Raw genomic sequence first — 26392 nt, 5'->3', positions numbered from 1 at the left:
CCGGCCGGTCCGCCCGATCCGTTCGGGCGGACCGGCCGTCGCATGCCAGGGCGTGTGCCGCCGGGCGGAGACGGCGAACCGGCTGACGCGGAGCCCGCGCGTGTGCGACCGTGGCCGGTGGGCCGGACTCCACGCGGCACGGGCGCACCGGCCCGTCCGGCCGCCCGGAGGGGAGCGCGCATGCGCGTGTACTACGACACCGAGTTCGTCGACCGGGGGTCGGAGCACCCCCTGGTCCTGGTCAGCATCGGCATGGTGGCCGAGGACGGCCGCGAGCTGTACGCGGTCAGCTCCGAGTTCGACCAGGACCTCGTGCGCTCGGACCCGTGGCTGTCCGAGCACGTCTGGCCGCAGCTGCCCCTGCGCGGCGGACCGGAGGGCGCCGTCCTGGACACCGGCCATCCGCACGTGCGCACCCGCGGGGAGATCGCGCGCATGGTGCACGAGTTCCTGCGCGACACCCCCGAACCGCAGCTGTGGGCGTGGTACGGCTCCTACGACCACGTGCTGCTGTGCCAGCTGTGGGGAACGCCCCGGGAGACGCCGCGCGAGGTGCCCTTCCTCACCCACGACCTCAAACAGGAGGCGGTCCGGCTCGGGGACCCGAGGCTTCCGCCCCAGAAGTCGGGGCTGCACCACGCCCTCGCCGACGCCCGGCACCTGATGCGGCGCGCGCGGTGGCTGCGGGAGCACTCCTGACCCGCGCCTCTCCTGCCGAGGGCCCTCCCGGGGCCGGGCCAGCGGTAGGCGGGCCCCCGATGACCGCCCGGGCCCCGGGGCGGTCCGCGCCCGTGTCCGGATACCCGGGGCATCGGGATTTCCCAAGTATCCGGGTGCCCGGGGCATCCCACCGTAGGATGGGTGGACGCCGAAGCGAGGGGAAGCACGATGGTCCGGCTCACCAGGGCGCAGCGCCAGGCCCGCAACCGGGCGCGCGTGCTGTCCGCGGCCGGGGACGAGTTCGCCGAGCACGGTTTCCGCGACGCCAAGGTCGACCGTATCGCCGAACGGGTCGACCTCACCCGGGGCGCCGTCTACTCCAACTTCCCCGGCAAGCGCGCCCTGTACCTGTCGGTGCTGGCCGACGCCGCCGAGCGCTCCGCCGACGCCGCCCGGCCCGAACCCGGGCACAGCGCCCGCACGGCGCTGGGCGCGCTCGCCCGCGCCTGGGCCTCCCGGCTGCCCACCACCGGCGAGTCCTCGCTGACCGGGACCGCGCTTCCGCCCGAGGTCCTCTCCGACGAGCCCGTCCGGAGCGCCTTCGCCCAGCTCATGCGGTTGAACGCGCTCCTGCTCGGCCTGTCCCTGGAGGCGTTGGCGCTCCCGTCCGACTCCGGCGGACGCCGGGTGCGCGTGGCCGGGACCGTGCTCACCACCCTCTACGGGACCGGCCAGCTGGTCGGTGTCGCGCCCGGCTTCGCGGACCCCTTCGCGGTGGTGCGCGCCTGCGAGCGCCTGGCCGACCTGGACCTGGAGGACGCCTGGCCGCCGCCCCACCTGGAGCACGTGCGCCAGGCAGTGCCCGCCGACGAGGAGTGGTCACCGCCGGAGGCCTTCGACGCGGTCCGCAGGCGCGCCGTGTCCCTGGCCGGGGACGGGATCGTGGCGATCCTGGGCACGCACCGCCTCGAAGCGGCGGAGGAGGCGCTGCGCTCCGCGCCCGCGGGCTCCCCCGTGACCGCCGTGGTGGTCACCGGGGATCCCGACGAGCTGACCCCGCTCGCGCGGCTGGCCGTGGCCGACCTGTGCGGCTGCCTGCGCCAGGCCTTCCCCGAGAGGGCCTGGCCGCGCCTGCGCGTGGTGTTCGACCCCTCCGGTGAGATCGCCGCGGCCGCGGGCGTGCCCGTGGTCAGCGACGCCACCGAGAGCGCCGTCCGCGTCGTCGGCGGTCGGATCACGGCCCGCTCCGACGCCCGCGGCGCGGGCCACGCCGTCGCCGCGCTCCTCGGCGCGCGGGCGGACCGCCGGTAGACGGCCCCCGGCCAGGGGCCCAATCGGCCGCCCCCGAACGGCGCCCCGCGAACCGGCAGGCCCGCACCGGGGGGCTCGTCCCCGGACGCCTGCCCAGCGGTTCCGGCCGATCCGGTGGCTCCGGAGTTCACGGGGGCCGTGGTGGCCGACCGGTTCAGGAGGGTCCCGCCCCCGGTCCCTCCCCCGTGTCCGCGTCCTGCGCAGGAGACCGTCCTCCCAGGGCGCGCAGCACCCGCGCACCCTCCGGCCCCGCGCCCGAGGCGCGGGCCCGCGCCGCCTCGGCCGGGCCGAACCCCGCCACCGTCCAGGCCGCGACCTCCTCACGGGGCACGCCCGCGTCCCACCACGCGCACATGAGCGCCAGCGCGTCGCGGCCGTCCCCGGCCAGCGCCGCACCCTCCCGCGGGGAGAACCCGATCGCCCGGTACACCCGGGCCTGCGCGGGGTCCACCCCCGCGCGGGCCCACGGCACGGCGTCGGCGCCGTCCCAGCCCGTGTCCAGATAGGCGCGCGCGGTCGCCGCGGGTACCCCCGCCGACAGCAGGGCGTCCAGGGTCTGGGCCTGCTCCTCGCTCAGGTCCAGCCCGGGGGCCCGCCGCACCGGCAGCAGGGCCCGCAGCAGCCGCCGGGGCCGGGGGCGCTCGCCCGCCAGGTGCCGTTCGGCCGCCTCTGCGGGGGAGTAGCCCAGTTCGTGCCAGCGCACGGCGTCCTTCGGGGTCATCCCCGCGCGGAGCATGGGCCGGACCGTGTACGGGGTCATCCCGGCCGCGCGCCACTCCAGGGCGGGGCCGGGCCGGTACACGCCGCTGCCGCGCCAGCGCTCGGCGGCGTCCAGCACGAACCCGGCGTCGATCCAGCGGCGGGCGTCCGCCACGGTGAAACCGCGCGCGGTCCACAGGTGCAGGTCCTCGGGTCCGGGTTCGTGGTCGTCGAACGCGACGTTCACGGTCTCCTCCATCCGTCGGGGCCCTCGGCGGGGCCCGGGTTCGTGGGCGGCGCCGTGCCGTGGACACCGGCGCCCGTCCGTTCGTGTCGGGGGTCGGCGGGCAGGGGCACGACGTGGGCCCAGTCCGGCGGTGGCGGCGGCGCGGACGGGCCGCCGACCAGTCCGACCGCGACCGGTACCGCCGGAGGCCGGTCCGGCCAGGGCGTGTGCCCGTCGGTGAGCACCAGCAGCAGGTCCGGACGGGGACGCGCCGCCACCGCCGCCGCGATCCCCTCGCGCAGGTCGGTGCCCCCGCCCCCGACCAGCCGGATCTCCTCGGCCCGGCGCACCGTCTGCACGGGGTGGGCGCGCAGGTCGCAGCAGACCACCCGCAGCCGTCGGCCGGGGCCGCAGACCCGGGCGAGCACGGCGGAGGTCTCGGTCAGGAACACCTCCAGCACCGGGTCCGGAACGCTGCCGGAGGTGTCCACCACCACGGCCACCTCCGGCGCCGGGGCGACCATGGACGGCAGCACCGCCGTCCCGCCGCGGACCCGCGGTCCGGGACGGCGCGAGGGGCGCCGGTAGGAGAAGTCCGTCCGGCCCGCGGCCCGGTGCGCGCCCCGCCGCACGACCGCGCCCAGCCGGGCCCGCCAGTCCACCGAGGGGCGCAGCCGCTCCCGCGCCCACCGCAGCCACCCGCCCGGGACCCCGGTCCGCGCGGCGGCCCGCGCGGTGATCTCCCTGGCCAGCGCCAGCTCCAGCAGGTCCCGCTCCAGGCCGTCCAGGCCGCCGGAGGCCCCCGCCGACGCCGTCGTTCCCCGTGTCCCGTGGACGGCGCCGCCGCAGTCCACCGGGTCGGCGACGCTCCGCCCGCCCCGGGAGTGGGCCTCCTCCAGCACCTCGATCAGCGACACGTACTCCTCGGCCAACCGCCCCTCCGGCAGGCCCAGCGCGCGCGGCGAGAGCACCCCGTCCGGGACGGTCAGCCCGTCGGCCTCCAGGTCGTCGTTGACCTCGGCGTCCGCGGCCCGGTTCCACAGGCGCGCGTCCCGCCCGGAGTCCCCGCTTCCGCCGGAAGCCGGACCGAAGTCCCGCCCGGACCCCGGCGCCGCCCTCCCCGCGACGGCCCCTTCGGAGTCCGGGGAGCGCTCGGCGTGGCGGCGGACCAGGTGTCCGATCCCGTGCAGCAGCCACCAGCCCAGCTCCTCCACCGGGGTCGCGGCCACCGTGCCGGGGTCCAGGTGCACGTTCCACCGGGTGTCGGTGGGCAGTGCCCGAAAGTCCGGGTCGGCCACCGGCTCGCCGCCCTCCTCGTCCAGGCGCGGCTCCAGGACGACCGGGGTGAGCGCGAACAGCGCGTGCGCCAGGTACGGGGCGCGCGCTGCCGCCCACAGCCGCGCCGACGCGAACCGTTCCAGGGTCGGGGCCCGCCTATCCCGCGTGTTCACGGCAGCATCCCCGCCGAACGCAGGGCCGGGGCCAGGTCGAGCAGGGCCCGGGGTGTGGCCGCGCCCTCCGGCCGTCCGGCGGCCAGGGTGCGTGCGGCGGTCGCCGCCACGTCCGGGACGGTCCGCGCCACCCGGGCCACGACCTCCCAGGACCGCTCCCAGACCTCGACGCCCCCGTCGGCGACCACGTGTGCGGCCAGTGCGCCGAGCAGGGCGTACAACCGGTCCGCGCGGTCGGGCAGCGCCGCGGAGGGGTCGGCGAGCAGTTCCTCGGGGGAGGGCAGGTCCAGGGTGCGCAGCCACGACAGCACCTCGAAACCCGCGGCCTCGCCCACCGCCCCGACCACCAGGGCGGCCACGGCCTCCTGCGTGCCGGGGTTGGCCCGGCCCGCCGCGAGGGCCACCGCCGCCATCTCCCAGCTGCGCGGGCTCGGCCAGCCGCGTCCGGAGCGCTCGGGGGAGTCGGGGACCGACAGCACGAGTCCGGGGCGCACCCGCAGGAACGCGCCCACGGTCGCCCGGGCGGCGGCCACGCGCGCGGGGCCCGGCGGCTCGGGTCGGTGCGGCTCGGAGGCGAAGCCGTGGACGAACCCCTCGGCCACGTCGGCGGCGCCGACCTCCCAGTCCAGGTGGACGAGCCGGTTGGCCAGGGGTGCGGACAGCTCCCAGCCGTCGGCGGCCAGACCGGGCGGGTTGGCCGCGGCGACCACGCGCACCCCCTCGGGCAGGGCGAGGTCTCCCACGGCGCGTTCGAGCACCACGCGCAGCATGGCCGCCTGGACCGCCGGGGGCGCGGTGGTCAGCTCGTCGAGGAAGAGCAGGCCCGAGCCCCGCGCGGCCAGGCGCTCGGCCCAGCGCGGGGGAGCGAACCAGGTGCCGTCCTCGCGGACGACGGGCAGCCCGGAGAAGTCGCTGGGTTCGCGGATGGAGCCCACCACCACCTCCACGGGCAGCTCCAGCGCGCGGCCCAGCGCCGTCACCGCGGAGGTCTTGCCGGTCCCCGGCGCGCCCCACAACAGGACGGGCAGGTCGGCGCGGACGGCGAGGGCGAGCGCCGTGCGGACGGCGGAGTGGGACGTCATCTGGTCCTCCTGGGGTGTGCGGGCAGGGCGGAGCGGCGCGTGGCGCGCGTCCCCGCCGGTGGCGAAGGTGTGCTCCCTCCATGAGTCAACGTAGGTTGACCCACGGAAAAAGTCAATCGAAGTTGACGAGAGGGTGGTGCGATGGGAGGGCGGGTCGCGCCCCGCCCTCCGGGCGCGGGTGCGAGGCGGTCCTGCTTTGCGGCCCGTCCCGGCAGGGGTTACCGTGAGAATCCGGATGTTGAGATCATCTGGCCTCGGGGGGCGACCCCGCCGAACCGCCCGGGCGCTGCCCGCGTGAGGAGAACGTTTCTAGTGACACGCACCGGTGCCAGTGGGCCCCTGCTCAAGTGCTCGTTCTGCGGAAAGGACCAGGGCCAGGTCCGCCGCCTCATCGCAGGGCCCGGTCACATCTGCATCTGCGACGAGTGCGTCGGCCTGTGCAACGAGATCATGGAAGAGGAGGAGGGCGTCCTCCCCTCGGAGGCCGACTGGGACTCGTTGCCCAAGCCCCGTGAGATCTACGAGTTCCTGGACTCGTACGTGATCGGTCAGGAGCAGGCCAAGAAGGCGTTGTCGGTGGCGGTGTACAACCACTACAAGCGGGTGCGTTCGGAGGGGGATCGTCCGGGCGAGGAGGATGTGGAGATCGCCAAGTCCAACATCTTGCTGTTGGGGCCGACGGGGTCGGGCAAGACGTTGTTGGCGCAGACTCTGGCGCGGATTCTGAACGTGCCGTTCGCGATCGCGGACGCGACGGCGCTGACGGAGGCGGGGTATGTGGGGGAGGATGTGGAGAACATCCTGCTCAAGTTGATCCAGGCGGCTGACTATGACGTGAAGAAGGCCGAGACGGGGATCATCTACATCGACGAGGTCGACAAGGTCGCGCGTAAGAGCGAGAATCCCTCGATCACTCGGGATGTGTCGGGTGAGGGGGTGCAGCAGGCGTTGTTGAAGATCTTGGAGGGGACGACGGCGAGTGTGCCTCCGCAGGGGGGTCGGAAGCATCCGCATCAGGAGTTCATTCAGATCGACACGACGAATGTGTTGTTCATCTGTGGTGGTGCGTTCGCGGGGTTGGAGAAGTTGATTGAGTCGCGGACGGGTCAGCAGGGGATGGGGTTCAACGCGGTGTTGCGTCCCAAGGGTGAGCTGGGTGGTTCGGCGTTGTTCGGTGAGGTGATGCCGGAGGATCTGTTGAAGTTCGGGATGATTCCGGAGTTCGTGGGTCGGTTGCCGGTGATCACGAGTGTGCATGATCTGGATCGTGAGGCGTTGATTCGGATTTTGACGGAGCCGCGGAACGCGTTGGTGAAGCAGTATCAGCGGTTGTTCGAGTTGGATGGTGTGGAGTTGGAGTTCACGCCGGATGCTTTGAACGCGATTGCTGAGCAGGGGATTATTCGGGGTACGGGTGCGCGTGGTTTGCGGGCGATTATCGAGGAGGTGTTGTTGTCGGTGATGTATGAGGTGCCTTCTCGTGAGGATGTGGGGCAGGTGATCATTACGCGGGAGACCGTGATCGACAACGTCAACCCCACCATCGTTCCCCGCATCCGCTCCGACCGGGACGGCGAACGCCGCGACCGCTCTGCCTGACCCCGGGCCAGGACCGGCCCCTCGGCCCGGCCCCGGGTAAAGACCGGCCCCGCCACGGGACACGCGGCTGCCGCGACCCCCTCGCCCGAGCCCGCGGTGTGAGACTGCCAGGGGAGGTGGGCACATGGACGACGCGACAGTCCCGGCCGCCGAGGCCGCGCAGCTGTTCGAGGAACTGGTCAGGTCCGTGCACGGGTGCGCCCCGATCGAGGTCCTCGAAGCCGCCGGCCGCTACGGCGAGCGGATCGGACTCAGCGGCATCTGCGTGTACCTGGTCGACCTGCAACAGCGACTCCTCGTCCCGCTGCTCGGCGGCCGGGCGCTCAAGGTCGACTCCAGCGTGGCGGGGGAGGCCTACCGCTCCGAGACGTTGCGGCTGGTCGAGGGCGGCGACGGCGAGCTGGGCCTGTGGCTGCCCCTGCGCGACGGCGCCGACCGCATGGGGGTCGTGCACATCAGCGCTCCCGTGCTCGACGAGTCCACCCTGCGCCGCTGCCACGCGCTCGCCTCGCTGCTGGCCCTGGTCGTGACCTCCAAACGCGCCTACAGCGACACCTACGTCCGCCACACCCGCACCCAGGCGATGGGCCTGCGCACCGAGATGCTGCGGGCCTTCCTGCCGCCCCGCACCCTGGGCACCTCGCGGGGTGTGTCCACCGCCGTCCTCGAACCCGCCTACCGTCTGGGCGGCGACGCCTTCGACCACTCGATCACCAAGGAGACCCTGCACGCCGCCATCCTCGACGCGATGGGGCACGACCTGGCCTCCGGACTGACCGCGTCCGTGGCCATGGCCGGGATCCGCAACGCCCGGCGCAACGGCGCCGACCTCGCCGAACTCACCGACAGCGTGGAGGGCGCGCTCACCTCCTGGCTCCCCGACCGCTTCTGCACCGCCGTCTTCACCTCCCTGGACCTGTCCACCGGGGAGTTCGCCTGGGTCAACTGCGCCCACCCCGCACCCCTGCTCCTGCGGCGCGGACTCCTGCTGGAGGACGCACTGGAGCGGACCCCCGAGGTGCCGCTCGGACTCGGCGGTGTGCTCGGCGAGGCCGAACCGCACACCGTGCACCGGGTCCTGCTCGAACCCGGCGACCGGATCCTGCTCTACACCGACGGGGTGACCGAGGCGCACGACAGCCAGGGGCGGATGTTCGGCCTCGAACGGTTCGCCGACTTCATCATCCGCGCCACCGCCGCCGACGAACCCGCCCCGGAGACGCTGCGGCGCCTGGTCCACGCCATCCACGACCACCAGCGCGGCAGCTTCACCGACGACGCCACCATCATGCTGCTGGAGTGGCGCCCCGACGGCGGGGCGATGCCCCGGGTCGAGGGCTGCTGACCTCCCCGGCCCCGAGTCCCGCCCCGTGTCCGTGGCTCGGGGGGACACGTCACCGCTCCGCGCCGGGGCCGGGTCACCACGGGCCTGACCCGTCACGTCCCTCCCCTGCTCCCAGTGCCCCTCCGCCACGGGGCCGTCCCGCCACACCCCCTTCACCGCCCTGCCGCCTCACCGCGATGCCCCTTCACCACGGTGCTTCCTCACCACGGTGCTTCCTCACCACATGGCCAGAACCCGGCTGGGCCCTCCGGAGGCGTCCAGGCCGGGCATGACCCCCACGCTGATCAGCGCCCCGCTCGGCGGCAGCTGCTCCAGCCCGGTCAGCGACTCCAACCCCCAGCGGTCGGCTCTGCCCACCACCTCGTGCGCGGGGAAGTCGGTGGAGTCGCCCGGATCGGTGCTCAGCGTGTCCACTCCCACCCCGACCACCCCGCGCCGCTCGATCAGGAACTCGCAGGCCTCGGGGCCGAACCCCGGGAAGTGCCAGGAGCCGTCCGCGGCCACCCCGCGCACCGCCTCGTCGCCCTGCGCCCACCGGGCGCTCCACCCCGAGTGCATCAGCACCGCCGCACCCGCCGGGACCCGCCCGTGCTCGCGCTCGAAGGCCAGCACGTCGTCCACCGTCACCGTGGTGTCGGGGTCCTCGGCCGCCCGGGCGCGGATGTCGATCACCGCCGCCGGGGCGAGGAGTTCGTCCGGCCGGATGTCGGGGACCAGCCGCCCGCCGCCGATCACGTGCCCCGGCGCGTCCAGGTGCGTGCCCGAGTGCTCGCTCAGCGTCCACTGCTGCAGGTAGAAGCCGAACTCGCCCTCGGGTACCGGATCGCCCAGGCTCTCTCGCCGGGGCTTGTCCTCCCCCCAGGAGGGCATCGTCGGGGAGAGCACGTGGCTGAGGTCGGCCACCCTGCGAAAGCCCGTGGGCCACGGGCGCGGGCGGCCCGGCGACCCGGGTGGTCCGGCGGGCTCCGACCCGGCCTCACCGCTCCGCGAGCGGACGGTCTCACCGGTTCCGTTCAGGCACATGGGCTCTCCCTCGTCGTGTGCGTCGCTTCCCGTATGCCCGGTCGGCGGCGCCCGCCAACCTGTCCTCGACCCCCCGGGGACGACTCCGCGCCGCGGCCCCGGTCCACGCGAGGGGCGAAGCCTCCCGTCCACAACCGGGCGACCGCCGGTGTCGGCCGCCCCCGTGCCGGGTACTGCCGGTACCGGGTCCCCACACCCGACGACCGCCGGGGCCCGCCTCCCCGCCCCCTACGCACCCGAGGACGCCCGTGCCCCTGGAGAGCAGCCCCGACTGGTGGAAGTCCAGCGTCGTCTACCAGATCTATCCGAGCAGTTTCAACGACAGCGACGGCGACGGCGTGGGCGACCTGCCCGGCGTCATCGACAGACTCGACCACCTCCAGCTGCTGGGCGTGGACGTGGTGTGGCTGTCGCCCGTCTACCCGTCGCCCTGGGACGACAACGGGTACGACATCAGCGACTACCTGGACATCCACCCCCGGTTCGGCACCCTGGCCGACTGGGACCGCCTGCGCGACGAACTGCACGGGCGCGGCATGCGCCTGGTGATGGACCTGGTCGTCAACCACACCAGCGACGAGCACCCCTGGTTCACCGCCTCCCGCGCTGGGGACCCCGAACACCGCGACTTCTACTTCTGGCGGCCCGGGCGCGACGGAGGCCCGCCCAACAACTGGGGGTCGGTCTTCTCCGGTCCCGCCTGGACCCGCGACGAGACCAGCGGCGAGTACTACCTGCACCTGTTCACCCGCCGCCAGCCCGACCTGAACTGGGAGAACCCCAGGGTCCGCTCGGCGGTGCACGACGTGGCGCGCTGGTGGCTGGACCGCGGCGCCGACGGCTTCCGCATGGACGTCATCAACTTCGTCTCCAAGACCCCCGAGATGCCCGACGGGCCCCTGGCGGGGGACCACGGGATCTTCGCCGACCACGCCGTCAACGGCCCCCGCCTGCACGAGTTCCTGCACGAGATGCACCGGGAGGTGTTCGAGGGCCGCGACGTGCTCACCGTGGGCGAGATGCCCGGAGTGGACGTGGAGCAGGCCCTGCTGCACACCATGCCCGAGCGGCGCGAGCTGTCCATGGTCTTCCAGTTCGAGCACATGGACCTGGACCACGGGCCCGGCGGCAAGTTCGACCCCCGGCCCCCGGACCTGCGCCGCCTGCGGGAGTCCCTCAACCGGTGGCAGACCGGCATGGGCGAGCGCGGGTGGAACAGCCTGTACTGGAACAACCACGACCAGCCCCGGGTGGTGTCGCGCTTCGGCGACGAGGACCACCGGGTGGCGTCGGCCACGGCGCTGGCCACGACCCTGCACATGATGCGGGGCACGCCCTACGTCTACCAGGGCGAGGAACTGGGCATGACCAACGCCCACATGGGCGACATCGCCGACTACCGCGACGTGGAGACGCTCAACCACCACCGCGCGGTGGTGGACACGGGCAGGGCCGACCCGGGGGAGGCGATGGCGGCCATCGCCCGGATGAGCCGCGACAACGCGCGCACGCCCATGCAGTGGGACGCCTCGCCGGGCGCCGGTTTCACCACCGGAACCCCGTGGATCGCGATCAACCCCAACCACACCGAGATCAACGCCGAGGCCGCCGTGGCCGACCCGGACTCGGTCTTCCACTACTACCGGCGGCTCATCGCGCTGCGCCGGGAGCACCCGGTGGTCGTGCACGGCCGATTCGAGCCGCTGCTGGAGGACGACCCGGCGGTCTACGCCTACCGGAGGGTCCTCGACGACCGGGTGCTGCTGGTGGTGGCCAACTGGAGCGCGCGGACGGTGCCGCTGGAGCTGGACCCCTCCGCCGCCGGGCGCGACCCGGTCCGCCTGATCGGCAACCACCCCGACGAGGGCGCCTTCGCGCCGCTGCGGCCCTGGGAGGCCCGCGTCCACCTGGGAGGCCGCTGAGCGGGGGCGGACGCCGGTCCCCTCCCCGGGGCGGCGGAACCCGGACCCTGTCGCGGTGTGGGGGCGTGCGAGGGGCGGGGAACCGGTACGCGGCCCGTCCCCACCGGCGCGGAGGCGCACGGCGCTGCGGTCGGCGCCGCACACGCGTCGCGCCCGGCCGGAGCGGCTCCGACCGGGCGCGCGACCCGTCCGCCCGCGTCGCGTCCGGGTCCCCGGACGCCGCGGCGCGGCCCTACTTCTTCGTGGACTCCTCCAGCCGAAGCGCGACGCCGATCGCGAAGAAGGTGGGCGCCCACTCACCGATGAAGATTCCCCACCGGTCGGCGCGGGCCAGCCCGGTACCCTCCTCCTTCTTCAGGGAGGTGGCCCAGCTCAGGAAGCTGAGTCCGATGGAGGCGAGCCCGGCTCCGTAGGCCATCTCGGACGTGACGCCCATCTGGGACAGTTTGGCGATCATGGTGCTCCTCGCGTTGGTGGTTGCCTCTAGAGGCACTTCCCGAGGAGATCTCGGACAAGCTCCATGGCAGGTCAAGGCTGCGTCAGGTGGGGGCAGGGAGCGGCGGACGGGGCCCGCGTCCGGAGTTCAGAACTTTTGAAATCCGAACTGAGTGAGGTTAGACTAACCTTGGTTTCGCCGGGATCCTCCCGTTCTGTCCTCCGTGTTTCCCCTCGGGACGCCCCATGCGCGGAAACGGCCCGCCCGAACACGGCGCGGCCACTCCCCATGACGAAGAAAGCAGTGTGAGCATGGCCTCCACCCTTCGCCGTGTCAGCGGCATCGCCTTCACCACCCTCCTCGCCGTCGGCCTCACCTCGTGCGGCAGCGCGGAGGAGAGCACCGGTGAGAGCGGCGGCGACACCGCCGGCGGCCAGTTCCCGGTCAGCATCGACAGCGCCCTGGGCACCGCCGAGATCCCCGAGCAGCCCGAGCGCGTGGTCACCCTCGGCCAGGGCTCCGCCGAGACCGCCATCGCCCTCGGCGTCGTGCCCGTCGGTGTCGAGAGCTACGAGTGGGGCAGCGACGACACCGGCTACCTGCCGTGGATCCACGAGGCGGTCACCGAGGCGGGCGAGGAGCTGCCCACCCAGTTCACCGGCGCCGACGACATCGACTTCGAGGCCATCATCGAGCTGGAGCCCGACGTCATCCTCGCCCCCTGGTCCGGCGTCACCCAGGAGCAGTACGACATCCTGAGCGACATCGCCCCCACGGTCGCCTACCCCGAGCTGCCCTGGAGCACCGACTGGGACCAGCAGATCGAGATCATCGGCGAGGCGCTCGGCCAGCCCGAGGAGGCCCAGGGCCTCATCCAGGACATCGAGACGCAGTTCGACGAGGCCGCGGCGGCCAACGAGCAGTTCGCCGACCTGACCTTCTCCTACGTCTACACCGACGGCCCCGGCACGCTCGGCGTGTTCCTGCCCGACGAGCAGCGCGTGGCCATGGTCCGCGGGCTGGGCCTGACCGTCGACCCGGTCGTGGAGACCTTCCCCGAGACCGAGGGCACCGACTCGGCCATCATCGGCCTGGAGAACGCCGACCAGCTCTCCGGGAGCGACCTGCTCTTCACGTTCTACAGCGACCCCGAGACCCGCGCCGAGATCGAGGCCCAGGAGCTGTACGCGGCCATCCCCGCCGTCGAGAGCGGCGCCGTGGTCGCCTCCGAGGACAACTCCTTCGTCACCGCCTCCTCGATCATCAACCCGCTGACCGTCCCCTGGGTCATCGACCGCTACGTGCCCATGATCGAAGAGGCCGTCCAGAACATCGAGAGCTAAGCACCTCCATGGTCAGGGCGAAGACATCCGCGGCCGCGCCCCGCACGCGTCCCGCCCGCACCGCGCTCGTGCTCGGTGCGGGCGTCGCCGCGCTGGCGGGTGCGGTCCTGCTCAGCCTCGTCATGGGCAGCAGGCCCACACCGGTCGCCGACGTGTGGGCGGCGATCACCGGCGGGGCGGACTCCTTCACCACCACGGTGGTGGAGAGCCGCTACCCGCGCACCGTCCTGGGGGTGGTGGCCGGGGCCGCCCTGGCCCTGGCGGGCACCCTCATGCAGGGCATCACCCGCAACCCCCTCGCCGACCCCGGCCTGCTGGGCGTCAACGCCGGGGCCGCCGCCGCGGTGGTCACGGCCACCGCGCTGTTCGGCCCCACCTCGGTCACCGCGACGGTCTGGTGGGCGCTGCCCGGGGCCCTGGTCGCGGGGTTGGCCGCCTACACGGTGGGCAGTCGCGGCGGCGACGGCGGCATGGTGCGCCTGGTCCTGGCGGGCGCGGTGGTCTCCGCCGTGCTCACCGCCTACGTCCAGGCGGTGGCCCTGAGCCTGCCCGAGACCTTCGACAGCTACCGCTACTGGGTGGTCGGCTCCCTGGCCGGGCGCGACTACGACGTCATCCTGTCCGTGCTGCCGGTCATCGGCGTCGGCGTCCTGCTCGCCCTCGTGGTCTGCGGCGGCCTCAACGCCCTGGCCCTGGGGGAGGAGGCCGCGATCGCCACCGGCGCCAACACGGTGTGGATCCGCTCGGCCGGGCTCGTCGCGGGAACCCTGCTCGCCGCCGGGGCCACCGCGGCCGCCGGGCCCATCGCCTTCGTCGGCCTGGCCGTGCCGCACGTGGTGCGCGCCCTGGTCGGTGTCGACTTCCGCGCGCAGGTGCCCTTCGCGCTGCTGGTGGGCCCGACCCTGCTGCTGCTCGCCGACGTCGTCGGCCGCACCATCGTGCGCCCCACCGAACTCATGGTCGGCGTCGTCACCGCGTTCGTCGGTGCGCCCGTCCTGTTGTACGCGGTCCGCAGGATGCGGAGTACCCCATGACCCGAACCACCCGCACGTCCCCGGCCCCGGCGGGCCCGGCCCGGCCAGAGCACGGGCGCGCCCGACCCCTGAAGGCCTCCCCGCCCGTGCTGAGGCTGGGCCCGGTCGCGCTGCCCGTCCACCGGCGCTCGCTGCTGTGGGCGGCCGGACTCCTGCTCCTGCTGGTCGCCGCCGCGGCCGCCACGCTCGCCCTCGGACGGCTCGGCGTGCCCCTGACCCGGCTGCCCGCGGTCCTGACGGGCGGGGGCGAGGCCACCGAGACCTTCGTGCTCGAACGGCTGCGCGGTCCCCGGCTGGTGGTGGCCGCGGGCACGGGCGCCGCCCTGGGCCTGGCGGGCGCGCTCTTCCAGTCCGTCACCCGCAACCCCCTGGGCAGCCCCGACGTCATCGGCCTCGGCGCCGGTGCCGGGGCGGGCGCGGCCTTCGCCGCCCTCGTCCTGCCCGGTGTGCTCCCCGTGCCGCTGGGCGCCCTCGCCGGTGCCGCCCTGGCCATGGTCGTCGTGGCCACGGTGACCGGCACCGGATTGCGCCACCCCGGCCGCCTGATCGTGGCGGGCATCGGGGTGGCCGCCATGGCGCAGGCCTTCACCCACTTCGTCGTGTCCGTGATGGCCCGCGACCAGGCCAGCGTCCTGTCCGCCTACGTCAACGGCAGTCTGGGCGCCCGCTCCTGGGAGCACGCCACCACCATCTGGGCGGTTCTGCTGCTGGCGCTGCCGTTCGTGGCGGCGCTGGCCGGACCGGTCTCCCTCAACGAGATGGGCGACGAGCTCGCCGACTCCCTCGGCGCGCGGGCCTCCACCACGCGCACCGCCGCCGTCTGCCTGTCGGTGGTGCTGTCCGCGGCCGCGGTGAGCGTGGCCGGTCCGATCGCGTTCGTGTCCCTGACCGCGCCGCAGATCGCGCGCCGGCTCTCCGCCGTGCCGGGCCCCAACATGGTGCTGTCGGCCCTGGTCGGGGCCCTGCTGCTGGTGGCGGCGGATCTGGCCGTCCAGCAGTCCCCGGTCGGGGACGGGCTGCCGGTCGGCGTCTTCACCATGGGGCTCGGCGGCGTCTACCTGGGCTACCTGCTGATTCGTGAATGGCGAAAGGGTGTGCTGTGAGTCTGGTGCTGTCCGCGGAGGGCCTGACCCTGGGGTACGGGGCCGAACCGGTCGTGCGCGACCTCGACCTGGGGGTGGCCGAGGGCGAGTTCACCGTCATCGTCGGCCCCAACGGCTGCGGCAAGTCCACACTGCTCAAGGCCCTGGGGCGGGTGAACAAGCCGATGTCGGGGCGGGTGCTGCTGCACGGCAGTGACGTGCGCGGCCAGCGCGCCAAGGCGGTCGCGCGCCAGATGGCGCTGCTGCCGCAGAGCCCGACCGCCCCCGAGGGCATCACCGTGCGGGCCCTGGCCGCCCGCGGCCGCTTCCCCTACCACACGCTGGTGCGCCAGTGGAGCCCCCAGGACGAGACGGCGATCGGCCGCGCGCTGGAGCTGACCGGGCTGACCGACCTCGCCGACACCCAGGTGGGCTCCCTCTCGGGCGGCCAGCGCCAGCGCGCCTGGGTGGCGATGGTCCTGGCGCAGGACACCGGCGTCCTGCTGCTGGACGAGCCCACCACCTACCTGGACATCGCCCACCAGTACGACCTGCTGGAGCTGTTCGCCGACCTGCACCGCCGGGGGCGCACGGTGGTCGCGGTCCTGCACGACCTGGCCCAGGCCGCCCGGTTCGCCACCCGCCTGGTGCTGATGGACGCGGGCAGGGTGGTCGCCGACGGCCCTCCGGAGGAGGTCGTGACCGCCCGCCTGGTGGGGGAGGTGTTCGGGCTGCCCTGCGACGTGGTGCCCGACCCGCGCACCCGCACGCCGCTGGTCATCCCGCACGAGCGCGTCTGAGCCCTCAGGGCCCTCAGCGCCGTCGGGCCTTGTACTCCTCCCAGGAGGAGAGCAGGGTGTCGTGGTACTCGTCCAGCCAGGTCATGTAGTCGTGCATGTTGCGCAGCCGGGTGCGCGCGGGCGGGCTCAGGCCGGGCAGGCGCTCCAGCGCCGACGCCGCGAGTTCCCTCTGCCGCCGCAGGTAGGAGCGCTCGTTGCGCAGGAACCCGCCCCAGACGTCCTCGTCCATGGCCACCAGCCGCGAGCGGCTCCCGGGGGCGGGGACCAGCTCCACGAAGCCCATCTCGCGCAAACGGCGCACCGACTGCGACACCGATCCCCGGCTGACCCGGGCGCCGTCGGCGATCTCCTCGGCGCTCACCGCCTCGCGGTCGGCGACGAGCAGGTAGCCCTCGGCGCGGGGACGGCCCTGCGACTGCCAGTACTCGGAGAAGCGCCCGACGAAGTCGTCGCGGAACCCCGTGTCCTCGTCCGTGCGCCTGCTCTCCGCCATGGGGGCCACGATAGCGCCTGACACGGGGCGTTCCGGGCGCTGACCGAGGGCTCCGTCCGCCCCCGTCCGGCGTCGGCCGGGGGCGGACGGGGTTCAGGTGCGGCGCAGGGACTCCAGCATGCGCGACAACGCCTCCCACACCCGCTCCAGGTCTTCGGGGTCGTCGCTGTCGGCCAGCCACAGCGCGGCCTCGTTCATCGCACCCGAGAGCAGGTGGGCCACGGGCGCGACCGGCCCCGGCTCCAGGACGCCCGCCCCGACCAGCGCGGAGAGCGCCTCGGCCAGGTGGCGGGCCGAGGCGGCCTCGTCCAGGGCCCGCCAGGTGCTCCAGCCCAGCACGGCGGGCCCGTCCACCAGCATGATCCGCCGCACGTCCGGCGCGGTGCTGGCGGTGAGGAAGGCCCGGCACCCGGCGGTCAGCTGGTCCCACGGGTCGGCGTGCGCGTCCGCCGCCCGCGCCACGGCGTCGCCGACCTCGGACTGCACCTCCTCCAGGACCGCGCGGAACAGGTCCGGCTTGCCCTCGAAGTGGTGGTACAGGGCGCCCTTGGTGACCGCGGAGTCCGCCACGATCCGGGCCAGTCCCACCCCGCCGTACCCGTGCGCGGCGAACAGCCTGCGGGCCTCGCCCAGCAGGACGCGTCTGGTGCGCTCGCGCTGCCGCGCGCGGCTGCCCGGTTCCGCGGCCATGTACCCGACCTCCCCCTTGTTGACATACCGAAGGTATGCCAATAGCGTATCTTCACATACCGAAGGTACGTGAAAGGTGGATTCCATGCGGCTCAGCAGCTTCTATCCGGTGCTCGGCACGCCCCGTCTGGCCGAGTGCCGCGACTTCTACGTCGGCCTGTTCGGCTTCGAGGAGACCTTCGCCGCCGACTGGTACGTGAGCCTGCGCAGGCCCGGCCCGCCCGAGTACGAACTGGCCCTGCTCGACCCCGGGCACCCCACCGTCCCCGAGGGCTACCGCAGGCCCGTGCAGGGCCTGCTGCTCAACTTCGAGGTGGAGGACGTGGACGCCGAGTGGGAGCGCCTGGTGGTGCGCGGCGGCCTGCGGCCCGAACTGGGGATCCGCACCGAGGCGTTCGGCCAGCGGCACTTCATCGTGGCCGACCCCGGCGGGGTGCTGGTCGACGTCATCACGCCCGTGGCGCCCTCGGAGGAGTACGGGGACAACTTCGTGCGGGGGTGAGGGCCGTCCGGTCCCCGCGCGCCCGGTACCGTCGGCGTGACGGGGGGTGGAGGCGGTGGCGATGACGCTGGAACAGGCCTCGCGCCTGGCGGAGGAGGCCCACGCCGGGCAGGTTGACCGGGCCGGCCGGCCCTACGCCGAGCACGTGTTCGCGGTGCGCGACCTGCTCGCCGGGCACGGAGAGCGCGCCCAGGCGGCCGGAGTGCTGCACGACGTGCTGGAGGACACCCCGATCACCGCCGACGACCTGCGCGCGCGGGGGTGCCCGGAGGAGGTCGTGCGCGCGGTGGAGTCGGTGACCCGGCGCCCGGGGGAGCCCTACGAGGAGATGGTGCGCCGCGCCGCCGCCGACCCGCTGGGCAGGCTGGTCAAGCTCGCCGACAACGCCCACAACTCCGACGAGCGCCGCCTGGCCCTGCTGCCCGACGAACGGGCGCGGCGGCTGCGCGCCAAGTACGCCCGCGCCCGGCGGATCCTGGAGGAGGGCCCGCAGGAGGACGGGCTCCCCGAAGCGGCGCTCCCGCGTGGCACGCTCCTGGTCCTCCACACCGGCCGGGTCGAGGAGTGCCGCGCCTTCTACACCGGGCTCGGTCTGCGCTTCGTCCGCGAGCGCCACGGCTCCGGGCCCGAACACCACGCGGCCGAACTGGACGGCGGCGCGGTCGTCGAGATCTACCCGGCCACCGCCGAGCGCTCCACGGGCGCGGCGCGCCTCGGGTTCACCGTGCGAGGGGACCGCGCCGTCCCGCCCCTGGAGCCGGGGCGCCGCGTGCTCACCGACCCCGACGGGCGCAAGGTCGACCTGAGGGTGGTGTGAGCGACGGCATCCGTGTGCGTGGCGTCGGGTACCAGCCGGTCGGTATGCTGTCCCGGCCGGTATTTCCGGGACTGACGGGGCACGAGGCGGGGGCAGCACATGGCGCGAGGACAGCGGACGGCCGAGGCCGACACACCGACCGGATCGGTACCCGAGCGCCTCCTTGGGGCGGCGACGCGCCTGTTCGCCTCCAACGGTTACGAGGGCACCTCCGTGCAGGAGGTCGTGGCCGCTGCGGGCGTCACCAAGGGCGCCATGTACCACTACTTCGGCTCCAAGGACGACCTGCTCTACGAGGTCTACGCCCGCGTGCTGCGCATGCAGACCGAGCACCTGGTGCGGATCGCCTCGCGGGACGAGCCGGTGGCCGACCGCGTGCACGCCGCCGCGGCCGACGTCATCGTCACCAGCGTCGCCAACCTCGACGACACCGTCATCTTCTTCCGCTCCATGCACCAGCTGAGCGAGGACAAGCGGCGCGCCGTGCGCGCCGAGCGCCGCCGCTACCACGAGATCTTCCGGGACATGGTCGCCCAGGGGCAGGACGAGGGGGTCTTTCGCACCGACGTCTCCGCCGACCTGGTGGTGAACTACTTCTTCGGCTCGGTGCACCACCTGAGCACCTGGTACCACCCGGGCGGCGCGCTCAGCGGCGAGGACGTGGGGCGCCACTTCGCCGACCTGCTCGTGGCGGGGCTGCGCCCCGGGGCCTGAGCGCGGGGGACCCGACGGCGAGGGGGCCGGACGCGACGCGTCCGGCCCCCTCGTGCGCTCCCCGGGGTGCGCACGCGCCGCTAGCGGTACTTGCGCAGCTCCGCGCGGCCCAGCGAGCGCAGGTGCACCTCGTCGGGCCCGTCGGCCAGCCGCAGCGACCGCACCCCCGCCAGCCATCCGGCCAGGGGCAGGTCCTGGCTGACCCCGGCCGCGCCGTGCGCCTGGATCGCCTTGTCCAGGATCCACTCCACCGTGCGCGGGGTGGCGATCTTGATCGCCTGGATCTCGGTGTGCGCGCCCCTGTTGCCCACGGTGTCCATCAGGTACGCGGTCTTGAGCACCAGCAGCCGCAGCTGCTCGATGGCCACGCGCGCCTCGGCGATCCACTCGCGGACCACGCCCTGTTCGGCCAGCGGCCTCCCGAAGGCCACGCGGTCCAGCACCCGGCGGCAGGTGAGCTCCAGGGCGCGCTCGGCCATGCCGATGCCGCGCATGCAGTGGTGGATGCGGCCCGGCCCCAGCCGGGCCTGGGCGATGGCGAACCCCTCGCCCTCACCGCCGACCAGGTTCGAGGCGGGCACCCGCACGTCCTCGAACACGACCTCGGCGTGGCCGCCGTGGTCGCTGTCGTCGTAGCCGTACACCGTCATGCCCCGCCTGACCGTCAGCCCGGGGGTGTCGCGCGGCACCAGCACCATGCTCTGCTGCCTGTGCCGCTCGGCTTCGGGGTCGGTCTTGCCCATCACGATGAACACGGCGCACTCGGGGTTGAGGGCCCCGGTGATGTACCACTTGCGTCCGTTGACCACGTACTCGTCGCCGTCGCGGACGATGCTGGTGGTGATGTTGGTGGCGTCGGAGGAGGCCACCGCGGGCTCGGTCATCGCGAACGCCGACCGGATCCGGGCGTCGAGCAGGGGCTCCAACCAGCGCTCGCGCTGCTCGGGGGTGCCGAACATCGTCAGCACCTCCATGTTCCCGGTGTCGGGCGCGGCGCAGTTGAGCGCGATCGGCGCCAGGCGCGGACTGCGCCCGGTGATCTCCGCCAGCGGCGCGTACCGCAGGTTGGGCAGGCCGCCGTGTTCGGGGTGGCCCGCCAGGAACAGGTTCCACAGCCCGCGCTCGCGCGCCTCGGCCTGGAGCTCGCGCACCACCGGCGCGGTGGACCAGCGGTCCTCGCGCACGGCCAGCTGCTCCTCCAGCACCGCCTCGGCCGGGTAGACGCGCTCGTCCATGAAGGCGAGCAGCCGTTCGCGCAGTTCCTCGGTCTCGCTGTCGTGGGCGAAGTCCATATTCAGTCCTCCTCGAGCATGGTGTGGGCGCGCTCCACCAGGGGCGCGACCACCTCGCCGATCCGGTCGAAGCCCGCTCCGACGGTCAGTCCCCGGCTGTGGCGGAAGTGGATGCCCTCGGCGATCACCGCGAGCTTGAAGCAGCCCAGGGCCACGTACCAGCCCAGCCGGGACACGTCGCGGCCGGTCGCGGCGGCGTACATGCCCACCAGCTCCTCGGGGGAGGGGTAGCCCTCGGCGGAGGTGGCGGGCACGGCGCCCACGCCCACGGGCTGCGCCTGGTAGACGAGCATCAGGCCCAGGTCCACGAGCGGGTCGCCGAGCGTGGCCATCTCCCAGTCCAGGACCGCGTTGATGCGACCTCCGGAGGTGACCAGCACGTTGTCCAGGCGGTAGTCGCCGTGCACGATCGCGGGCGCCGACTGCTCGGGCAGCGTCGCGGCGAGCCTCTCGTGCAGCTCGTCGATGCCGGGGATGTCCCGGCTGCGGGAGGCCTCCAGCTGCTTGCCCCAGCGGCGCACCTGGCGTTCCAGGAACCCCCGCGGGTGGCCGAAGTCGCCCAGCCCGACCTCCTCGGGCTCCACCGCGTGCAGCTCGCCCAGGGTGGCGATCAGCGCCTCGGCCAGGCCGCGGACGCCCTCGGCGCCCAGCGGGGCGATCTCGTCGCGGGTGCGGAAGGGGGTGCCCGCCACGTGTTCCATGACGTAGAACGGCGCGCCCAGCACCTCGGCGTCCTCGCACAGGACGTGTGTGCGGGGGACGGGCACGGCGGTGTCGCGCAGCGCGCTCATCACCCGGTACTCGCGGGGCATGTCGTGCGCGGTGGCCAGCACGTGGCCCAGCGGGGGGCGGCGCACCACCCAGCTGCCCGCGCCGTCGGTGACCACGTAGGTCAGGTTGGACTTGCCGCCCGCGACCACCCGGCCCTCCAGGGGGCCCGAGACCAGGCCGGGCACGGCCGCGTCCAGGTAGGCGCGCAGGCCGGCCAGGTCCAGGCCCGGGAGCGCGTCCGTGTGTTCGCCGCTCACGCCCGCTCCTCGAAGACCCTGGCCTGGAGGCGGCGCATCCCCGCGAGCCAGCGGTCGGTGTCGTCGGCCCGGGCCGCGTAGTGGTCGGCGACCTGGGGGTGCGGCAGGATCAGGAAGCGCCCGTCGGCCAGGCCGACCATCACCGCGTCGGCGACCTCCTCGGGGGTGATCGCCTCCGGGGACAGGATGGCCCTGCCGGTGTCGCCGCTGCTCTCCAGCAGGTTGGTGCGCACGCCCATCGGACACACGCACTGCACGGTGATCCCGCGGTCGCCGTAGGTGGCCGACATCCACTCGCCGAAGGCCAGAGCGGCGTGCTTGGTCACCGAGTACGGCGCGCTGCCCAGCATCGTGAGCAGGCCCGCGGCCGACACCGTGGTCAGGAAACGGCCCCGCCCGCGCTCCAGCCAGCCGGGCACCAGCTCGCGGGCGGCGCGCACGTGGGCCATCACGTTGACCTGCCAGGCCAGGTCCCAGTCGGACTCCGGGGCCTCGGGGCCGCCGCCCACGCCCACGCCCGCGTTGGCCACGTACAGGTCGATGCCGCCCAGGTGCGCCCCGGCCTCGGCCACGAGCGCGGTGACGCCCGCCTCGCCGGCGGCGTCTCCGGGAACGGCCACCCCGCCGATCTCGGCGGCCACGGCCTCGGCCGCGCCCGCGTCCAGGTCGTTGACCACCACGCGCGCCCCGGCTCCGGCGAGCCTGCGCGCGATCGCGGCGCCGATGCCGTTGCCCGCGCCGGTGACCACGGCCCCGGTGTCGGTCAGGTCCATGTCACACACCTCCGGTGAGGGTGAGGCCGCCGTCCAGGACGAGGGTGCGGCCGGTGATCCAGGAGGCGTCGTCGGAGAGCAGGAAGGCCACCGCGCCCGCCACGTCCTCGGGCTCGCCCAGGCGCCCCAGGGGGTACTGGGCGGCGACCTCCTCCTCGCGCCCCTCGTAGAGGGCGGCGGCGAACCGGGTCTTGACCACGGCCGGGGCGACGCCGTTCACGCGGACCCCCGGGCCCAGTTCGACGGCCAGCTCCTCGGTGACGTGGATGAGCGTCGCCTTGGTGGCGCCGTAGAAGCCGATGCCGGGGGCGGGCCTGGTCCCGGCCACGGAGGAGACGTTGACGACGGCGCCGCCGTGCTCGGCCATCCAGGCGTGGTAGGCCTTCTGCGTCCACGAGATCGCGGACAGCACGTTGACCTCGAAGATCTTGCGGGCCGCGTCCAGGTTCAGGTCGATCATCCGCCCGTAGACCGGGTTGATGCCGGTGTTGTTGACGAACATGTCGATGCTGCCGAAGGCCTCCAGGGTGGCGGCCACGGCCGCGTCCTGGTGCTCGGGATCGTCGGCCCGGCCGGGGACGCCGATGGCGTGCTCGGGTCCGCCCAGGGCCTTGACGGCCTCCTCCAGGGGCTCGGGCCTGCGCGCCGTGACGCACACGCGCGCGCCCTCGTCGACGAGCCGCTGGGCGACGGCCAGGCCGATGCCCCGGCTCGCGCCGGTGACGATGGCGGTCCGCCCGCCGAACCGGGATGTCATTCCGCTCTCCTTAGACCGACTGGTCGGTATGTCAGGGCGACTCTATGTCGGGGGAGGTGCGTGCCGCAAGAGGCGAAAGGGACGCCGAGGCGGGACAATGGCGGCGCGGGCCGACGACGTCCCCCCGCGGGCCGGAGAGTGAGGGCTTCCATGACGACCGACGTGGTCGATGTACGGGACAGGAAACGCTACGAGATCAGGGTCGACGGGGAGGTGGCCGGGTTCGCCGAGTACATCCTCACCGACGACATGGTGACCTTCACCCACACCGAGATCGACCCCGCCCACGAGGGGCGGGGCCTGGGCGGAACCCTGGTCAGGGGGGCCCTGGACGACGTACGTCCGCGGGGCCTGGCGGTGCTGCCCCTGTGCCCCTTCGTCAAGGGGTGGATCCAGCGCCACCCCGACTACACCGACCTGGTCTACCGCAGCGCCGCCGAGTAGGGCCGGCCGCGCGGAGGGCTCCCCCCGGGCTCCCCGTGGCGGTGTCCGTCCGGCGCGGCGGACCGGCGCGGCGCTCACCGGGTTCGCGCCGGTCCGCCTCCGGGCCGTTGAAATCCGACACGTCGGACATTTAGTGATCTACGCGGTAAAGGTGGCGCTTTCTCAGGCGGTAGTGTCGAGGGTGAGTTTGCCGACGGTTCCCCGGGAGCGCAGCGCCTCGTGTGCCCGCGCGGCCTCGCCCAGGGGGTAGGAGCCGCCCAGGACGGGCCTCAGGTGCCCCTCCGCCACCAGTGTGAACAGCTCGGCCATCGCCCGGCTCATCACGTCGCCCGGCAGCGTCCACACGTGCGGCAGCCACATGCCGCTCACGCTGGTGGAGAAGCGCATGAGGTTGGCGGGCTGCACCGGGCTGGGCAGCTCGCGCGAGGCCATTCCGTAGAAGGCCAGGCGTCCGAACGGCGCCAGTGCCCGCACGCTCTGGTCGGTGACCCGGCCGCCCACCATGTCCAGGACGGCGTCCACGCGCTGGCCGCCGTTGGCCTCGATCAGCGCCTCGGTCATGTCGGGGGCCGCCGAGTCCACGACGGCGTCCGCGCCCAGCTCCACGGCCAGCGCGCGCTTGTCCTCGCTGCTGGCCACGGCGACGACCCGCCCGGCGCCGAACCGCTTGGCCAACTGGACGGCGAGCGTGCCCACGCCGCCCGCCGCCGCGTGCACCACGACCGTCTCGCCCGGGTCCATCCGCACGGACCTGCGCAGCAGCACCCAGGCGGTGGCGCCCTGCACGATCAGGGCGAGCGCGTCCTCGTCCGAGACCCCGTCGGGGACGTCGAAGGCCGTGCCGGTGGCGGCGGTGGCCTTCTCGGCGTAGCCGCCGCTGGTGGTCAGGGCGACCACGCGGCGGCCGTCGGCGGTGCGTCCGGCGATCTCCATGCCCGGGACCAGCGGAAGCGTGGCGGGGGCCAGATAGCTGTTCTCGGCCTGGTGGGTGTCGGCGAAGTTGACCCCGGCGCGGGTGACGTCGACGAGGACCTCGCCGGGGCCCGCCTCGGGGTCGGGCAGTTCGGTGAGGCGCAGGACCTCGGGTCCGCCGAACTCGGTGATCTGGATGGCGCGCATGGGCGTCCCCTCCTTCGTCTGTTCATACCGACCAGGTGGTATGTTACCGGTCGGTCGGGTTCGGGCGCCCGCCGCGTCCCGGCCGTTCGGACGGGTGTCGCGGGCGGCGGCGTCGCCGCGGTGGCGCCCCCGGGTCTTGCGCCGGTCTGCCTAACGTTGTTAGGTGTGGGGTGCCGCGCACCGATGGGGAGGACGCACGTGGACGCCGAGTACACAGTGACGACAGCAGCCGGACGGGTCCGGGGCACCGCCTCGCCGCGCTCCGAGAGCGGCGGGGTCGCCGTCTACCGGGGCGTGCCCTACGCCGCCGCCCCCTTCCGAGAAGATCGCTTCGCCGCCCCCGCGCCCGCCGCCCCCTGGGACGGCGTCCGCGACTGCACCTCCTTCGGCCCTCCGCCCCCGCAGGGGAACCAGCTCCTGGGCGCGGCGCCCTGGACCCCGGGGACGTCCCTGGACTGCCTGTCGCTCAACGTGTGGACCGCCGCCCGCGAGGGCGACCGCGCCCCCGTGCTGGTGTGGATCCACGGGGGTGCCTACATCGTCGGAGCGGCCTCCGAGATCACCTACGACGGCACCCGGCTCGCCGAGAGCGGCCTGGTCGTGGTGGGGATCAACTACCGCCTGGGCTTCGAGGGCTTCGGTCACGTGCCCGGCCGCCCCGACAACCGCGGTCTGCTCGACCAGGCCGCCGCCCTGCGGTGGGTGCGGGAGAACGTCTCCGCCTTCGGGGGAGACCCCGACAACGTGACGGTGGCGGGGGAGTCCGCCGGGGCCGGTTCGGTCGCGTGCCTGATGGCCTCGCCGCGGGCCCGGGGCCTCTTCCGGCGCGCGATCGCGCACAGCGTGCCGGGGGACATGCTCACCCCGGACACCGCGCGGCTGGTCTCCGAGCGGATCGCCGCGGCCGCGGGCGTGCCGCTGGAGGCGGAGGCCCTGGCCGCGCTGGCACCGGAGAAGCTCCTGGAGGCCACCGACGCGGTGCTCGACTCCGCCCCCTCCGGCGGCTCGGGGGGCGTGCGCACCAAGCCCTTCACCTGCTTCGCTCCCGTAGTCGGCGGGCCCGACCTGCCCGAGGCCCCGCTGGAGGCGGTCGCGCGCGGTGCCGCCTCGGGGGTGGACCTGCTGGTCGGCCACAACGCCCACGAGTACCGGCTGTTCACCGAGCTGGGGCAGAGCGTGGAGATCGACGACGAGTCCGCCCTGGCGGTGACCGCCTCCCGCCTGGGGCTGGGGGAGGACGCGGTGGCCGCCTACCGGTCGGTGCATCCCGGGGCCACGCTGCGCGAGCTGTTCGCCGCGATCCAGGGCGACGCGCTGTTCTGCGAGTACACGGTGCGCTTCGCCGAGGCGCACGCCGCGGCCGGGGGCCGCGCCCACTTCTTCCGGCTGGCCGCGGAGAGCCCGGCCATGGAGGGGCGCCTGGGGGCCTGCCACGCCTTCGACCTGCCGTTCGCGTTCGGCAACCTGGACACCGACTTCGGGCGGTTCCTGCTCGACGGCGAGCCCAGCGAGGCCCACCGGGCGCTGTCGGGGCGGATGGTCGCGGCCTGGCGCGACTTCGCCGCCACGGGGGACCCGGGCTGGCCCGCGGTGACGGCCGGGGCCACCGCGGTCAAGGTATGGGACGCCGACGACCTGCTGCACGCCAGTGACTCCTCGCCGGTGCGCGCGCTGTGGGCCGGGGTGGCCCTGGCTCCCCGGTAGGCGGGCTCCCCGCGCGGCGGCCGGTGCGCCGTCCCGCTTCGACCCG

26 protein-coding genes are annotated in these 26392 nt (G+C 74.0%); 14 read left to right on the top strand and 12 right to left on the bottom strand.

Features of this window, described 5'->3' with window-relative positions; all coding sequences use genetic code 11:
• The first annotated feature begins 180 nt into the window (after nt 1-180).
• Together UIS43_RS08340 and UIS43_RS08335 are read left to right on the top strand one after the other, a co-directional pair.
• Complete coding sequence (locus tag UIS43_RS08340) at nt 181-699, top strand: 3'-5' exoribonuclease (RefSeq protein ID WP_013153957.1); 519 nt, start codon at nt 181-183, stop codon at nt 697-699.
• 189 nt (nt 700-888) lie between these two features.
• Nucleotides 889-1971 carry a TetR/AcrR family transcriptional regulator gene (locus UIS43_RS08335; RefSeq protein ID WP_370013237.1) on the top strand — a complete coding sequence of 361 codons (1083 nt, stop codon included), beginning with the start codon at nt 889-891 and terminating at the stop codon, nt 1969-1971.
• A 154-nt stretch (nt 1972-2125) separates the two neighbouring features.
• Here the strand turns inward: UIS43_RS08335 and UIS43_RS08330 are convergent, their stop codons facing one another.
• From UIS43_RS08330 to UIS43_RS08320, 3 genes are read right to left on the bottom strand one after another with little or no spacing between them, the layout of a single operon-like run.
• On the bottom strand, nt 2126-2929 hold the full coding sequence (locus tag UIS43_RS08330) for a hypothetical protein (protein WP_370012931.1): 804 nt from the start codon (nt 2927-2929) through the stop codon (nt 2126-2128).
• A complete protein-coding gene (locus UIS43_RS08325; protein WP_370012930.1) occupies nt 2914-4347 on the bottom strand; it encodes a VWA-like domain-containing protein in 1434 nt (477 codons plus the stop codon). Before UIS43_RS08325 ends, UIS43_RS08330 begins: the two co-directional genes overlap by 16 nt.
• Complete coding sequence (locus UIS43_RS08320) at nt 4344-5429, bottom strand: AAA family ATPase (RefSeq protein ID WP_370012929.1); 1086 nt, start codon at nt 5427-5429, stop codon at nt 4344-4346. Before UIS43_RS08320 ends, UIS43_RS08325 begins: the two co-directional genes overlap by 4 nt.
• Nucleotides 5430-5741: 312 nt before the next feature.
• Between UIS43_RS08320 and clpX the strand changes: the two genes are divergently transcribed.
• Both clpX and UIS43_RS08310 read left to right on the top strand, forming a co-directional pair.
• Nucleotides 5742-7028 (top strand): ATP-dependent Clp protease ATP-binding subunit ClpX, encoded by a 1287-nt coding sequence (gene clpX / locus UIS43_RS08315; protein WP_013153952.1) that lies wholly within the window; start codon nt 5742-5744, stop codon nt 7026-7028.
• Nucleotides 7029-7152: 124 nt separating this feature from the next.
• Complete coding sequence (locus UIS43_RS08310; protein WP_370012928.1) at nt 7153-8373, top strand: PP2C family protein-serine/threonine phosphatase; 1221 nt, start codon at nt 7153-7155, stop codon at nt 8371-8373.
• A 216-nt stretch (nt 8374-8589) separates the two neighbouring features.
• On the opposite strand, the gene UIS43_RS08305 is transcribed toward UIS43_RS08310, so the two are convergent.
• Nucleotides 8590-9396: a cyclase family protein gene (locus UIS43_RS08305; RefSeq protein ID WP_013153950.1), complete on the bottom strand. Its 807-nt coding sequence runs from the start codon at nt 9394-9396 to the stop codon at nt 8590-8592.
• 248 nt (nt 9397-9644) lie between these two features.
• On the opposite strand from UIS43_RS08305, the gene UIS43_RS08300 reads away from it, so the two are divergent.
• Nucleotides 9645-11318, top strand: coding sequence for an alpha-glucosidase (locus tag UIS43_RS08300; RefSeq protein WP_071622406.1), 1674 nt, complete (start codon nt 9645-9647; stop codon nt 11316-11318).
• A gap of 232 nt (nt 11319-11550) precedes the next feature.
• On the opposite strand, the gene UIS43_RS08295 is transcribed toward UIS43_RS08300, so the two are convergent.
• The gene (locus UIS43_RS08295; RefSeq protein ID WP_013153948.1) at nt 11551-11775 is read right to left on the bottom strand and encodes a hypothetical protein; all 225 of its coding nucleotides are present in this window, start codon (nt 11773-11775) and stop codon (nt 11551-11553) included.
• Nucleotides 11776-12065: 290 nt separating this feature from the next.
• Between UIS43_RS08295 and UIS43_RS08290 the strand changes: the two genes are divergently transcribed.
• The 4 genes from UIS43_RS08290 to UIS43_RS08275 are packed head-to-tail and all read left to right on the top strand — an operon-like array spanning nt 12066 to nt 16013.
• Entirely contained in the window at nt 12066-13097 is a 1032-nt protein-coding gene (locus tag UIS43_RS08290; protein ID WP_041553181.1) for an iron-siderophore ABC transporter substrate-binding protein, read from the top strand.
• Between the two features lie 8 nt (nt 13098-13105).
• The gene (locus tag UIS43_RS08285) at nt 13106-14131 is read left to right on the top strand and encodes an iron ABC transporter permease (RefSeq protein ID WP_013153946.1); all 1026 of its coding nucleotides are present in this window, start codon (nt 13106-13108) and stop codon (nt 14129-14131) included.
• Nucleotides 14128-15234 carry an iron chelate uptake ABC transporter family permease subunit gene (locus tag UIS43_RS08280; protein ID WP_013153945.1) on the top strand — a complete coding sequence of 369 codons (1107 nt, stop codon included), beginning with the start codon at nt 14128-14130 and terminating at the stop codon, nt 15232-15234. The genes UIS43_RS08285 and UIS43_RS08280 overlap by 4 nt, the downstream gene beginning before the upstream one ends.
• Nucleotides 15231-16013, top strand: coding sequence for an ABC transporter ATP-binding protein (locus tag UIS43_RS08275; RefSeq protein WP_013153944.1), 783 nt, complete (start codon nt 15231-15233; stop codon nt 16011-16013). Before UIS43_RS08280 ends, UIS43_RS08275 begins: the two co-directional genes overlap by 4 nt.
• A 13-nt stretch (nt 16014-16026) precedes the next feature.
• Here UIS43_RS08275 and UIS43_RS08270 read toward each other — a convergent pair whose 3' ends face one another.
• Both UIS43_RS08270 and UIS43_RS08265 read right to left on the bottom strand, forming a co-directional pair.
• Nucleotides 16027-16506, bottom strand: coding sequence for a GbsR/MarR family transcriptional regulator (locus UIS43_RS08270; protein WP_370012927.1), 480 nt, complete (start codon nt 16504-16506; stop codon nt 16027-16029).
• A 93-nt stretch (nt 16507-16599) separates the two neighbouring features.
• Nucleotides 16600-17196, bottom strand: a complete 597-nt coding sequence (locus UIS43_RS08265; protein WP_358171723.1) for a TetR/AcrR family transcriptional regulator — start codon at nt 17194-17196, stop codon at nt 16600-16602.
• A gap of 85 nt (nt 17197-17281) precedes the next feature.
• Between UIS43_RS08265 and UIS43_RS08260 the strand changes: the two genes are divergently transcribed.
• From UIS43_RS08260 to UIS43_RS08250, 3 genes are all read left to right on the top strand, one after another.
• Nucleotides 17282-17698 carry a VOC family protein gene (locus UIS43_RS08260; protein ID WP_013153941.1) on the top strand — a complete coding sequence of 139 codons (417 nt, stop codon included), beginning with the start codon at nt 17282-17284 and terminating at the stop codon, nt 17696-17698.
• 61 nt (nt 17699-17759) lie between these two features.
• A complete protein-coding gene (locus UIS43_RS08255) occupies nt 17760-18515 on the top strand; it encodes an HD domain-containing protein (RefSeq protein WP_013153940.1) in 756 nt (251 codons plus the stop codon).
• 99 nt (nt 18516-18614) lie between these two features.
• The gene (locus UIS43_RS08250; RefSeq protein ID WP_013153939.1) at nt 18615-19229 is read left to right on the top strand and encodes a TetR/AcrR family transcriptional regulator; all 615 of its coding nucleotides are present in this window, start codon (nt 18615-18617) and stop codon (nt 19227-19229) included.
• Between the two features lie 80 nt (nt 19230-19309).
• Here UIS43_RS08250 and UIS43_RS08245 read toward each other — a convergent pair whose 3' ends face one another.
• Genes UIS43_RS08245 through UIS43_RS08230 form a run of 4 tightly spaced genes read right to left on the bottom strand, consistent with a single transcriptional unit; the run spans nt 19310 to nt 23079 of the window.
• The gene (locus UIS43_RS08245; RefSeq protein ID WP_013153938.1) at nt 19310-20521 is read right to left on the bottom strand and encodes an acyl-CoA dehydrogenase family protein; all 1212 of its coding nucleotides are present in this window, start codon (nt 20519-20521) and stop codon (nt 19310-19312) included.
• Nucleotides 20522-20523: 2 nt separating this feature from the next.
• A complete protein-coding gene (locus tag UIS43_RS08240; protein ID WP_370012926.1) occupies nt 20524-21549 on the bottom strand; it encodes a phosphotransferase family protein in 1026 nt (341 codons plus the stop codon).
• A complete protein-coding gene (locus UIS43_RS08235; protein WP_013153936.1) occupies nt 21546-22322 on the bottom strand; it encodes an SDR family oxidoreductase in 777 nt (258 codons plus the stop codon). The genes UIS43_RS08240 and UIS43_RS08235 overlap by 4 nt, the downstream gene beginning before the upstream one ends.
• 1 nt (nt 22323) lies before the next feature.
• Complete coding sequence (locus UIS43_RS08230) at nt 22324-23079, bottom strand: SDR family oxidoreductase (RefSeq protein WP_013153935.1); 756 nt, start codon at nt 23077-23079, stop codon at nt 22324-22326.
• A 150-nt stretch (nt 23080-23229) separates the two neighbouring features.
• Between UIS43_RS08230 and UIS43_RS08225 the strand changes: the two genes are divergently transcribed.
• Nucleotides 23230-23523 (top strand): GNAT family N-acetyltransferase, encoded by a 294-nt coding sequence (locus UIS43_RS08225; RefSeq protein WP_013153934.1) that lies wholly within the window; start codon nt 23230-23232, stop codon nt 23521-23523.
• A gap of 162 nt (nt 23524-23685) precedes the next feature.
• On the opposite strand, the gene UIS43_RS08220 is transcribed toward UIS43_RS08225, so the two are convergent.
• Entirely contained in the window at nt 23686-24642 is a 957-nt protein-coding gene (locus UIS43_RS08220; protein ID WP_071622402.1) for an NADPH:quinone oxidoreductase family protein, read from the bottom strand.
• A gap of 198 nt (nt 24643-24840) precedes the next feature.
• Here UIS43_RS08220 and UIS43_RS08215 point away from each other — a divergent pair, with 198 nt between their 5' ends.
• A complete protein-coding gene (locus UIS43_RS08215) occupies nt 24841-26346 on the top strand; it encodes a carboxylesterase family protein (protein ID WP_358171717.1) in 1506 nt (501 codons plus the stop codon).
• Nucleotides 26347-26392: the final 46 nt, after the last annotated feature.

The organism is Nocardiopsis sp. LDBS0036, from assembly GCF_041228755.1.
GTDB classification, from domain to species: Bacteria; Actinomycetota; Actinomycetes; order Streptosporangiales; family Streptosporangiaceae; genus Nocardiopsis; species Nocardiopsis dassonvillei.
This window is presented reverse-complemented; position numbering and strand designations above follow the sequence as displayed.

Bases quoted from the DNA above. Each gene is read 5' to 3' on its own strand.
- UIS43_RS08250 (WP_013153939.1), top strand. From the start codon at position 18,615: ATGGCGCGAGGACAGCGGACGGCCGAGGCCGACACACCGACCGGATCG.
- UIS43_RS08220 (WP_071622402.1), bottom strand. From the start codon at position 24,642: ATGCGCGCCATCCAGATCACCGAGTTCGGCGGACCCGAGGTCCTGCGC.
- UIS43_RS08320 (WP_370012929.1), bottom strand. From the start codon at position 5,429: ATGACGTCCCACTCCGCCGTCCGCACGGCGCTCGCCCTCGCCGTCCGC.
- UIS43_RS08285 (WP_013153946.1), top strand. From the start codon at position 13,106: ATGGTCAGGGCGAAGACATCCGCGGCCGCGCCCCGCACGCGTCCCGCC.
- UIS43_RS08340 (WP_013153957.1), top strand. From the start codon at position 181: ATGCGCGTGTACTACGACACCGAGTTCGTCGACCGGGGGTCGGAGCAC.
- UIS43_RS08260 (WP_013153941.1), top strand. From the start codon at position 17,282: ATGCGGCTCAGCAGCTTCTATCCGGTGCTCGGCACGCCCCGTCTGGCC.
- UIS43_RS08265 (WP_358171723.1), bottom strand. From the start codon at position 17,196: ATGGCCGCGGAACCGGGCAGCCGCGCGCGGCAGCGCGAGCGCACCAGA.
- UIS43_RS08255 (WP_013153940.1), top strand. From the start codon at position 17,760: ATGACGCTGGAACAGGCCTCGCGCCTGGCGGAGGAGGCCCACGCCGGG.
- UIS43_RS08305 (WP_013153950.1), bottom strand. From the start codon at position 9,396: ATGTGCCTGAACGGAACCGGTGAGACCGTCCGCTCGCGGAGCGGTGAG.
- UIS43_RS08295 (WP_013153948.1), bottom strand. From the start codon at position 11,775: ATGATCGCCAAACTGTCCCAGATGGGCGTCACGTCCGAGATGGCCTAC.
- UIS43_RS08335 (WP_370013237.1), top strand. From the start codon at position 889: ATGGTCCGGCTCACCAGGGCGCAGCGCCAGGCCCGCAACCGGGCGCGC.
- UIS43_RS08330 (WP_370012931.1), bottom strand. From the start codon at position 2,929: ATGGAGGAGACCGTGAACGTCGCGTTCGACGACCACGAACCCGGACCC.
- UIS43_RS08290 (WP_041553181.1), top strand. From the start codon at position 12,066: ATGGCCTCCACCCTTCGCCGTGTCAGCGGCATCGCCTTCACCACCCTC.
- UIS43_RS08225 (WP_013153934.1), top strand. From the start codon at position 23,230: ATGACGACCGACGTGGTCGATGTACGGGACAGGAAACGCTACGAGATC.
- UIS43_RS08245 (WP_013153938.1), bottom strand. From the start codon at position 20,521: ATGGACTTCGCCCACGACAGCGAGACCGAGGAACTGCGCGAACGGCTG.
- UIS43_RS08280 (WP_013153945.1), top strand. From the start codon at position 14,128: ATGACCCGAACCACCCGCACGTCCCCGGCCCCGGCGGGCCCGGCCCGG.
- UIS43_RS08230 (WP_013153935.1), bottom strand. From the start codon at position 23,079: ATGACATCCCGGTTCGGCGGGCGGACCGCCATCGTCACCGGCGCGAGC.
- UIS43_RS08235 (WP_013153936.1), bottom strand. From the start codon at position 22,322: ATGGACCTGACCGACACCGGGGCCGTGGTCACCGGCGCGGGCAACGGC.
- UIS43_RS08270 (WP_370012927.1), bottom strand. From the start codon at position 16,506: ATGGCGGAGAGCAGGCGCACGGACGAGGACACGGGGTTCCGCGACGAC.
- UIS43_RS08310 (WP_370012928.1), top strand. From the start codon at position 7,153: ATGGACGACGCGACAGTCCCGGCCGCCGAGGCCGCGCAGCTGTTCGAG.